This is a genomic window from Adonisia turfae CCMR0081 (assembly GCF_011009555.1).
GTDB classification, from domain to species: domain Bacteria; phylum Cyanobacteriota; class Cyanobacteriia; order Phormidesmidales; family Phormidesmidaceae; genus Leptothoe; species Leptothoe turfae.
In genome coordinates this window covers 5659781-5669293 of record NZ_QXHD01000004.1, presented here as the reverse complement: position 1 = coordinate 5669293, position 9513 = coordinate 5659781, and the positions used below count along the sequence as shown (strand labels likewise).

General features: G+C 49.1%; 11 protein-coding genes. 8 read left to right on the top strand and 3 right to left on the bottom strand.

Features of this window, described 5'->3' with window-relative positions; genetic code table 11:
- Window positions 1-299: 299 nt before the first annotated feature.
- The 7 genes from DXZ20_RS28140 to DXZ20_RS28105 all read left to right on the top strand — a co-directional run bounded on the left by DXZ20_RS28140 (window position 300) and on the right by DXZ20_RS28105 (window position 5591).
- Window positions 300-1181 carry a helix-turn-helix domain-containing protein gene (locus DXZ20_RS28140; protein WP_163702431.1) on the top strand — a complete coding sequence of 294 codons (882 nt, stop codon included), beginning with the start codon at window positions 300-302 and terminating at the stop codon, window positions 1179-1181.
- A gap of 238 nt (window positions 1182-1419) precedes the next feature.
- A complete protein-coding gene (locus DXZ20_RS28135) occupies window positions 1420-2067 on the top strand; it encodes a PTPA-CTERM sorting domain-containing protein (RefSeq protein ID WP_163702429.1) in 648 nt (215 codons plus the stop codon).
- An 879-nt stretch (window positions 2068-2946) separates the two neighbouring features.
- Window positions 2947-3576, top strand: coding sequence for a hypothetical protein (locus tag DXZ20_RS28130; protein ID WP_163702427.1), 630 nt, complete (start codon window positions 2947-2949; stop codon window positions 3574-3576).
- Window positions 3569-3838: a hypothetical protein gene (locus DXZ20_RS28125; protein WP_163702425.1), complete on the top strand. Its 270-nt coding sequence runs from the start codon at window positions 3569-3571 to the stop codon at window positions 3836-3838. The genes DXZ20_RS28130 and DXZ20_RS28125 overlap by 8 nt, the downstream gene beginning before the upstream one ends.
- A gap of 470 nt (window positions 3839-4308) precedes the next feature.
- Entirely contained in the window at window positions 4309-4479 is a 171-nt protein-coding gene (locus DXZ20_RS28115; protein ID WP_163702421.1) for a hypothetical protein, read from the top strand.
- 259 nt (window positions 4480-4738) lie between these two features.
- Window positions 4739-5218, top strand: coding sequence for a hypothetical protein (locus tag DXZ20_RS28110; RefSeq protein WP_163702419.1), 480 nt, complete (start codon window positions 4739-4741; stop codon window positions 5216-5218).
- 58 nt (window positions 5219-5276) lie between these two features.
- Window positions 5277-5591 carry a hypothetical protein gene (locus DXZ20_RS28105; RefSeq protein ID WP_163666262.1) on the top strand — a complete coding sequence of 105 codons (315 nt, stop codon included), beginning with the start codon at window positions 5277-5279 and terminating at the stop codon, window positions 5589-5591.
- Between the two features lie 29 nt (window positions 5592-5620).
- Here the strand turns inward: DXZ20_RS28105 and DXZ20_RS28100 are convergent, their stop codons facing one another.
- From DXZ20_RS28100 to DXZ20_RS28090, 3 genes are all read right to left on the bottom strand, one after another.
- Complete coding sequence (locus DXZ20_RS28100; RefSeq protein ID WP_163702417.1) at window positions 5621-6493, bottom strand: FHA domain-containing protein; 873 nt, start codon at window positions 6491-6493, stop codon at window positions 5621-5623.
- A gap of 74 nt (window positions 6494-6567) precedes the next feature.
- Window positions 6568-8406, bottom strand: coding sequence for a DUF5123 domain-containing protein (locus DXZ20_RS28095; protein ID WP_163702415.1), 1839 nt, complete (start codon window positions 8404-8406; stop codon window positions 6568-6570).
- A gap of 2 nt (window positions 8407-8408) precedes the next feature.
- Window positions 8409-8885, bottom strand: coding sequence for a hypothetical protein (locus tag DXZ20_RS28090; RefSeq protein ID WP_163702413.1), 477 nt, complete (start codon window positions 8883-8885; stop codon window positions 8409-8411).
- 123 nt (window positions 8886-9008) lie between these two features.
- On the opposite strand from DXZ20_RS28090, the gene DXZ20_RS28085 reads away from it, so the two are divergent.
- Window positions 9009-9251, top strand: coding sequence for a helix-turn-helix domain-containing protein (locus DXZ20_RS28085; protein ID WP_163702411.1), 243 nt, complete (start codon window positions 9009-9011; stop codon window positions 9249-9251).
- The last annotated feature ends 262 nt before the right edge of the window (window positions 9252-9513 follow it).

Below are 9513 nucleotides of genomic sequence, written 5' to 3'. Positions count from 1 at the left end.
GGCGAGTGTGATGGCTGACCAGTTACTACAGAAGGAGGAACAGAGCGATGACGAAAGTAACTAAGACTCTCATTCGCCTCATTTTCCTGTCTGTACTATGGGCACTAGTACGCTTTACTCTTTTCTGCCTGGAAGTGTCTGAGTTGAACTGGGAAGCGTGTGCAGTGTCGGGGGCTGAGGACCACCTGATCGTGAAGATGCGCCGACAGCTCAAGGCCCTAACACCCAAGTTCATCAAGGCATAGCCCATCAATACGAGGTTTAGCCGGTCCTGCTTTGGTGGGGCTGGCTAGCGTGCTATGCAGACACCTAAGACCGTCCGAATCTATACCCGTCTGTTAGACCATGGCCATGAATGCGCCAGGCTATGGACCCTGCTGCGTGCTCTGGATACCCAGGGTAGTGGCTGGGTCCTGTTCGACTATGCAACCATCGCCAGTCTCATGAATGTCTCTGTACGGACTGTCCAGCGATGGGTCAGACAAGGGCTAGAACGAGGATGGTTTCGTGGGCGTCGGTGGATGGGTGACCAGGTAGAACTGTACCTATCTGGCATTAAAGCCGTGAAGCATACCTTAGGTGTGGATGGATTGGGTGCGATCGCGGATGTATCCGTAGACCACCTTGGCCGATCAGAAGCCAAAGCATTGTGCACAGCATTGGAAGCCCAGTATCGACAACGACAAGCCTATTGGGCAGCTAGGAAAGAGAAGAAAGGACAAGCCAAGAAGTTAGTTTTGAAACCGTGGGAGATGGCGACCTCTGACAAATTGCCAGGGGAAAATAGCTTAGTAGTGGTTTCAAATGGATTTCAGATACCCGGTTGTTCCATTGCAGGATTAGCCAAAGCAACAGACTGGAGTCAGTCCACCATCAAACGACGACTCAGTAATCGCTGGAGACTTGAACGAACGGTTGAGCCGATTCAAAAGAGACGAGTTGCGACAGAGTTAGATGATCCAGAATTGTTGTTTCTACTCAAAGAATCTAGCTGTAGCTTTTTGGTTACCGAGAATGCGCTTGGTCATACTCGTGTGCTCAAGGTGCTGACCGATTCAGGCCGCTCTAAAGTTTTGAGTCTGGGCTGCAATGTCTATGCCCAGGAATATGAACTTAGAAGTTGTCGGAGTTTGAGGAGAAGAGTGAATAGGATGCTAGCGCAGGATGATATAGCAATTTAATAAGGCTCATGTTTGTCATTCAGGACAGAAGTCCTAGCTATACGTGGATAGAAAACGAAGTATGCAGCACACAGAGAAATATTCTGCACAAATTATCTGTTTGCTTAACTTCGTGAGATCCAAGTGAGCTTACTGCAAAGCTGGTTGTGCGCTATGCAAAGTTGAATAAATATATCGATGGTTATTGATATGTGCATCTATCCAGTTTTTCTTTTTAATGTTTTTGCTGGATAGTCAGATGTTGAAAGTTTCTACTCCTACAGCCTTAATTCTCAGTGCTCCTTTATGGATATGGTTTCCTCATAACTCTTCAGCATCAGCAATGAGTCTTGTCAGAAATGGCAGCTTTGAAACTGGTGACTTCTCAGGCTGGACAAAAACAGGGAATATTACTCTTGTCAGTGTTCCTGCCGCCAGTGATGGATCATTGAGTGCAGCTTTTAGTTTCGGAAATAGGCCTAATAACGGGATCTTGTCTCAAAGTTTAACGACAATTGTTGGACAGGCCTACGAGTTATCATTTGACCTAGGTATCAATGGAGGTAACGCTAATTTCGTTGATCAGTTCTTGGGAGTTGAAGTGATTGGATCTAATTCCTTAGTGAGCGAAGTGCTGCGTGCGCCAAAACCGCCTTTTGGCTTTCAATTTCCTCCTTCAGTTTTCAATTTTGTGGCTGACTCCGCAACAACACTGTTACGATTTTCTGATGAATCACTAGTTTCATTCAACGTGGACATTCAGTTGGATAATGTGTCAGTGTTGCAGACAGACCCAGATCCCGATCCTGATCCCGACCCCGCACCAGTTCCAACCCCTGCGACCCTCCCTGGCTTAATAGGTATGGGGGTAGCTGCATTCAAGAAGCGTAAGCAAGAGAACGCGTAAGGGCATAGGTCATAATCATAAAGGTCCAAGCACAACACCTGGACCTTTTACAGCACCTAAGGCATCTTCACCTTCTCAGGTCCAACAACCTTAATCGTCGTTCCTGGACTTAGCTGAATATCGACTAGTCCACCTTGAAGAAGTACGGCTAATCCGAGCATTGTTATTCCTAAAACGATAGTAGGGATTATGATGTTAATTGAGTGTTTCATGGTTTCGACTCCATTGAACGCACGAACTGAGGCCGCCTGTACCAGAGGTGGCCTTTTGGTTTATTTGATTATCAAACTCTTGTAATTTTTGAAGATAGTGATGCAACCCGTGTGTGGGCTAGACGTTACTAACCTAGCTTTTAAAGTAAAAAATGTGCTAAGAGCTTTATATTATTTGTGCGGAGTTTCTGTAATCCAGAATAGGGCAGTAGACACTCCCTTTACTGCGAGGGAAATACTTGAGCAGGTATCCACGCTAGCCTGCGATTTCATATCTCAAACGCTTGCTGTTGCTTAACGAATTCATCTGCGGAAACATATGGTGATACTGTTCTTCGTTCGTGCAGTCTCTAGCATTGATTCGTGAAATGAGCCGTGACACTCAACACTTACATTGAGTGATTCAACGCGACACTAGAGACTGCCTTACAAAATCGACTGCCGTTTTTAGTATTTCATTTCCAGAATTAATCTCAGAAGCGTTTGTTGCTCTGGGCTAACCGCTGAGATCTTGTCCCCCCCAACAAACACGCACCTCATGCCGTCTCTTCGGGGGCAGTTTTTGTTGTGCCGATTCTTTACAAAGGGTTAACAAATATCCTCTTAAATTACTGAAATAACCGTAGGTCAACGGCTATAATATTGGAAATGATTAACCTGAAATGTCATGGGAAAGAAAAGATCAAAGAGTCCAGCTTTTAGGTCGGCAAGAGAACCCAGGAATAGCAGAGTTGACTATGTGCCCTCATGCGTACAATCTAATAGCCCTTCAAAACTCAGATGGGAGTCAGAGAAACCTCTTAAATTTCCATGTGTCACTAGGACGCTCTCAGAAGAAGAGCTTCAAGATATCTCTTCCAACCCCTATATCGATCTCGCTGTTGATGAACAACCTATTCAACGCGTAGAGCCCATTAAGGTTTGTGCCAGCAGCCGGAAAAGCAAGAAGACTGAGCCAGAAGTTCAAAAAGCTTCAATCCAAAATTCCTGCAAAAAACTTCAAGTTGAGCTGCAATTCTCCCAGCGGTTAGCGAAAAAACTGGGCGGAAAAACTGAGTACGCTAACCCAGCAGGCAGGATCGATGTGCTCACAGATGAATTTGTCATCGAAGTGAAGGTTGCTCATAACTGGAAGCATGCAATCGGCCAAGCCCTGGTCTATTCATCCTACTTTCCCGAGAAATCCCCCATAGTCTGCTTGATTGGCGAGAACGTTTATGAGTATTTTGATATCGCTGAGCGACATTGTGAAGCGCTAGGCATTACCTTCAGGACGGAGTCTGATTTTGATGAGTAAAAAGGCCAATAACGACTGGGAATCGCAGCAAAGAGGTAACAAGGCAAACGCTGGTCAATTCTCCTCTAACGAAAAGCTTGACGCGGGCAGATATGTCAAGCTGACATTGACATCCTCGGACAGGGACAAGCTTCAAGTCTTGATAGACGAAATTCAAGAACGCCCTGCGCCAGCCCTAAGAAAAATTGTGTTGTGGCTACTATCGAAGCCTGAGATCGTGAAGCAAATGCTAACAGATATAAAAAACGAACAAAGCCCTTGAAATAACCGTAGGTCTACGGCATAGTATATCTAACGGCGCAGGACGCCACGTACCGGGGGCCAGCCGGTTAAACAAGGAGCCCAGAGGCAACATACGGTGTGCATCGGTCAACACTGAGCGCCCGTCGCTCGCTGTTGTCGCTCCAAGCTAATTGCTAACCACGCGGGCTTGACGGTTTAGTTCTCGTGCTCCGTTAACAACGAGATGGCTTCGGCTACTTCTACAGGCGATAACAACGAGTGGGCGCATTATGACAGCCGCCGTACTTTCGAGTACAGCCTGCCCGAGTTCTTAACTCTATCTGAGGATGCGTTCCTGATAGGGGAGCGGAGGGGGTGCGGTGTTTCCCTGGTACGCCAGGCGGTTTCGTTCTCGATTCCTTTCGCCGAACAAAGCGAATCGTACCAACATCACTAGCAGTTCGCATTGCGCACCACGCTGCTGTGGATGTTGTTTTTAGGACTATGATTATGTCTATCGAATTCACCGCTTTTGACCTTGGCCTTGAGGTTGGCACGTTCCACTATGATGTGGATTCCACGCCCAAGGTTGGCGACATTATCGACGGGATGGAGATCACTAACATCCGTCGATGGGATGCTGAAGGCTTAGAGCTAGAAGCCGACATCGAGTATGTCTAAAAGAACCGCTTGGAATCGAGTTTAGGAAACCGTTTCCTCCCAAGCGTACCAACGGACCCTGACCCGAGGATGGGGCAGCCGGTGAAAGCCTGGCACCACGACACATTTGTTTTTCCGATGATAGAAACCCAAAGCCGGGAGTAAAGGCTGCAGCCGTGCGCGGGCTGGATATGAATACGAGGGGCGCGGGGGGAGTGCCAAGGGCCATGCAGAGAGAAGGAACCGCTCTGCTCGACACATTCTTTGGAGAAATCACATCATGCAATACGCTACACCTGCATTAAATGCAATCGCTACATTCGACAACGCTGGCCACTTCATCCGCCGCGCTATTGAAGTTTCGGCAGAAATCCTCAACGAGGTCATTATCGATCTGTCCCTCTCTGCGATTGAATCCGGCATTATCGTGCGTCGATGGTACGAGAATTCTGGCAAAGATCAGATTGCTGAGCTTGGCTGGAATGCTCTCCGGCTCACTGCATTGTTAATCCTATTTGTCGCCTGCCTAGCCTGTGTTACTGGCTTCGCTATCGGCGCTGCATGGCGTGGGGCCAAAGCTGCGTGGGCTTGGATCAACAAGGCTACGGATGATGGCCTAGGTCTGTATGGCCCTAGCCCGATGTTGGCGGCATGGCGACAGAAGCCTACTGTTGAGGTTGTCGTTATTGATGACATCCCCGAACTCGATCTCAGTGAAGGGGAGGCGCTGATCAACTGGGCGTTTTCTCTCAAACAATAACCCGTGGCTCTGGGTAAGCCGCGAATACTGCCTGATGTGTGATGAGGAGAATTCTGAAATGAGTTACAAAGCAGAACAGCGTTATCAAAAGTTAAACCGCAGGCAGGTTGATGAAATGCTTTCACAAATCCCCGTTGTTCGTCCTCCGTATGCAAAGCAGCAGCCCCGGCCAGAGCCTTTGCGGCTTCCTTCTAAGGTCCAAGCTAGACGATGGTTCATCAATCGCGTTGAGAACTACATTGAATGCGGTGAAGTGCAATGCACTCAAATGGTTGAATCCTTCTGCGCTGCGCATCCAGAGTGCGATCGCTGGCTTGATGATGATACCCATTGGATTTGGGATATTCCAATCGATATCGAACAATCCCTTTAGCACCACCCAACCACCAGCGGCCAAGAGCGTTACGGTTTCTCGTTTTGCAGGATAAACCCACCACCCCCAACGGCGGATAGAATCGCAATCACCTGTACCACCGTTTGGATCTGCTCGGCGCTTATTCCCAGGCTGATAGCAAAGATGAAGACCGCGATCGCGCCCAGGAGTAGCAACCGAGAGATTTTCTTTTCAGCGCTGTGGATTCGCTGGTCTTGGGCGGTGTTGATCTCGCTGGATTCTTTTTTGGTGGTGTTTAGCGCCTCTTGCAATGCCTTGAGTGCTGCTCTCTGCTCAGCCAATTCTTCCTGAAGATTCTCGTTGTGCCAGCGCTCGTAACCGAGGGTGGGCGTCTCGGATTCAGATTCTTCAGCCGCCCACTGTAGCCCACAACGATATCCCTCCCCCTCAAAGGTTAAGGTAATGTGCGCCCCTGGCCCGAGCAGCCAAGGGCGTCTTATCAGTTTGTTAGTGCCGAATTCTCTGATACCGAAGGCGGATGGATGGCTGTTTCCGTCCCTGATCCTGAGTCTGCCGATCTCATCCCTGAATATGGTGGCCTGCACCCTGGATATCAGACTAGAGATTGAAACCTTCTCCCCGTCAGCCCGTTTTTTCGGATCTGGATGGGGAACTAGTACTTTTCTGCCAATAACCCCAATCTGGATATCAGCATGGGAATTACGCCCAATCGTTAGCGGGAAATCTCCGTCAATCCCGGTTGCGATCGGGATCTCTCGGGGATGTTCGCCGGGGGCGATTTCGTAGAGGGTGAGCTGGGTCATGGGGGTCCGAATTTGATAGCGGATGAAATTCCATGGAGGGGATCTCTGGCAAGCTCCCAGGGATCGTGAAGTTCCATAAAGGAGGAGGCGTAGAGCCTCTTGCGTCTGGATGCACACCAGAGCTTACGAGCATCGAGTGCTCGTCTCTAGTCCAGAGAATAAGGGTTTCGTTTTTCATTATTTTTCATCCGTTACGCTGCCACATAATACTCAACCCCTGCCTGCAACGCATCCACCTCGGGGGCTGTGGTGGTGAAGTCTCCGTTGGCTGTGTCAACAAACCCAGGATCAACCCTGAGAGAGTTGGCTTCAAGACCAGGTACTTCGGCTTGAAGCGCCCCAAGTTCGAGAACGCCAGTATCTGGGGTTCGGAACACTGGGAATCCTGGATTTGTCGGATGGAAGTATATGTTGTTGCTCCCCGTCACCGACCCCTCGGTCGTTGGCAAGTCGTAGTTGTATATGCTGCCATATACAACGCTGTTCTCAAAAATTACGTTGGGGATAGGGTCCCCATTCTCACTAATGATTTTTGAGAACGACTCCGAACCGTTTGGTTCGTGATAAAACGTTGAGTATCGAACTATTAAATTCCAACTCAAATTCGGGAAGAAAAATATAGTTCCATTCGGGAAGTACGTGGCAAATGTACATCCCTCATAGATTAGAGTACCTCCTGTAGCTCCGGGGTTATTCCTCGGGTTTCTGTTGGCTTCCGGGGCAAATAGGAAGCGACAATCTGTGAATCTTCCGTCAATAGCAGCTGTTTCGAGCATAGCGCAACGGAATGTACACCCGGACACTTCCACTTCATCGTAAGCGCCATTCCCCATGCGGGTTACTTTGGACGCATCGCAATCTCTAATGATGAGTTTGTGCGCGTGCTCCCCATTGCCGTCGTGCGCAAACGTCCCGGTTGTGGAGATTGTGAATGCAGGATCGTTTGGATTGCCGCCAATGAGCGCGCATCCATCAATCACGTCGATATCTCCGACTTTGGTGTCTCCATCGTAAAAAACGATGAGAGTGGCCGAAGATCCTTGCAAATGTTCGTTGTATCGGATTGTTGTGTCGCGAATAGTCCCCTGCTTCAGGAAGCAATTGTGCTTTGTCCCGTATTCGATCAGGCAGTTTACAATCAGGCCGTTTCGACCAACTTCAATGGAGCCGTTGTTCGAGATGTTGCGGATCGTGTGAATGCCGTCAACGACACAGTTATCTCCAGTTTTAACGCACTGAGACCTTCGAGGAATGATGTATTCTTTACTGTCTGAGATTGGATTTGTAGAATTTTTAGGATGAACATAGATAGTATTGCCTGCGGTGTTGGCCCATCCATCAACCGTGTACGATCCTGGATTACTTTCTACTTCAGCAATTGTTTCTCGCCAAATCAGAAGAGCACCATCTTCGAAAAGGATCAATCGATTGTCGGCTGCTCCGTTTCCAAATTCTGGCACCCACGAGATCTCATATGTATTGCTCTGTCCCGCAGACAATGAGAAATCTGTGTTTTCTGCAATGTCTCCAGCATCGAAAATAGGTAAATTCGTTCCGGTTCCGGAATGGCTTACAGTGATGCTGTCCCCTACAGTTAGCTCTTCCCGAATATAGCTGTCGTCATCCACGACGATCTCATCCCCAGCCGCAATGAAATACTCCATTAACTTGGAGATCGTCCTGAACTGAGAACTCACACTCAATCCATCATTACTGTCATCCCCAGCATGGCTCGACACGAACCACTGTGCTGGACGTTCTTGGCTGTTATAAACAATCCCACTTCCAGCACTCAACCGAATACTCGTGATTTCTTGCCCAAAGATTAGTTCCTGATTCGCTGCGAGTATCAACCCATCAAAATCAGCCGCGTTGTCCGGGCCTGTGAGTTCTGCGATCGTGCAGCCGCTGGCTCCTGCGATGAGCTGGAAGCCGGATAGCCCTGCATGCGTCAGATTGCCAGACACCACGTAGGTTTCTTGGTTGCGATCGAGGGCAGTTTTCCCCCCCGCGACTGGTCTCCATGCCATGACTAAGCCCTCCCTACGTAGACGTCGAGCGTTGTGGTTTGACCCGCAGCGGTTTGGGCGAGGATCTCAATGCTGTGTAACCCCCGAACGTAGCTGGTTTGGGTAGCCAGGGCAAAGAAGATCTGAGAGCCAGCTGGGAGAGTGGTGGGGGCGATAGTCTCGCGCACGTCTAAAGAATTGCGTTGCTCGGCGTGCTGGATGGCAGAGCCGTCGTCGGGGGATGCAAACTCAGCGTCAGTGTCGGTGATGATGCCGCCGGGGTCAGATTCTGAAATATAGGCTTTTATAGCGAGCTTGGTTAGTGGTTGAGAGCCAGTGTTGATGATCCGGCAATTCGACACGTTGCTGGTCGTGACTCCAAACCGCCCAGCGGTGGTTAAAGTCTCAGTTACAGTTGTGGTTCTGCTAGGCATTTTTCCTGTAATACTGGTGACTGTTTTCAGGTGATCCTGAATGGCACGATCCCAGCGGACAGCCATTCAGGATGAATACATTCCCATCAACGCTAACCGTTGTCACCCAAGGGTTTTTAGCTATACTCTAAGAGCGTTTACAGTACTATTTATTGGTGTTTCGTAAACAGTTCCTGACCCGTTGCACCCATGGAAACAACTCAGAAAATTCAGACACCTGAAACCAGGATGGCCGCTCTGTTGCGTGGCGTTCGCGCCGAGGCTGGCCTTAAACAGACTGAATTGGGGGTGTTGATTGGGGCTGAGTTAAAGATAGCCCCTGTCGGCCAGATGACGATTAGCCGATGGGAGAATGACGGGACGGTGCCAGGGTGTTATTTGGGCGCGATCTCTCGGGTTTGTCGGGTTGATGTGGGGAGGTTGTTGGTTTGATTGATTCTGCAATCGCTTAAACTTGAGGCAGTTTCTCTTTCTCCGCAGTTCTTCCCCATGCTCTACCGCGCCGATGGAACATTAATGAATTCGTTCTCTGCGCTGTCCAACCGACGCACAGGGATGGGAGTAGCGGGTCGAGACAAACTGCAGTCAGTCGATATCAACCTTAATCCGTATATCCTAGACCGCGAACAGCTTGGCAGTCTGCATCGTTCGAGTAAGCTAATCGAAAAAGTAGTAGAGCTGTTGCCGGATGATG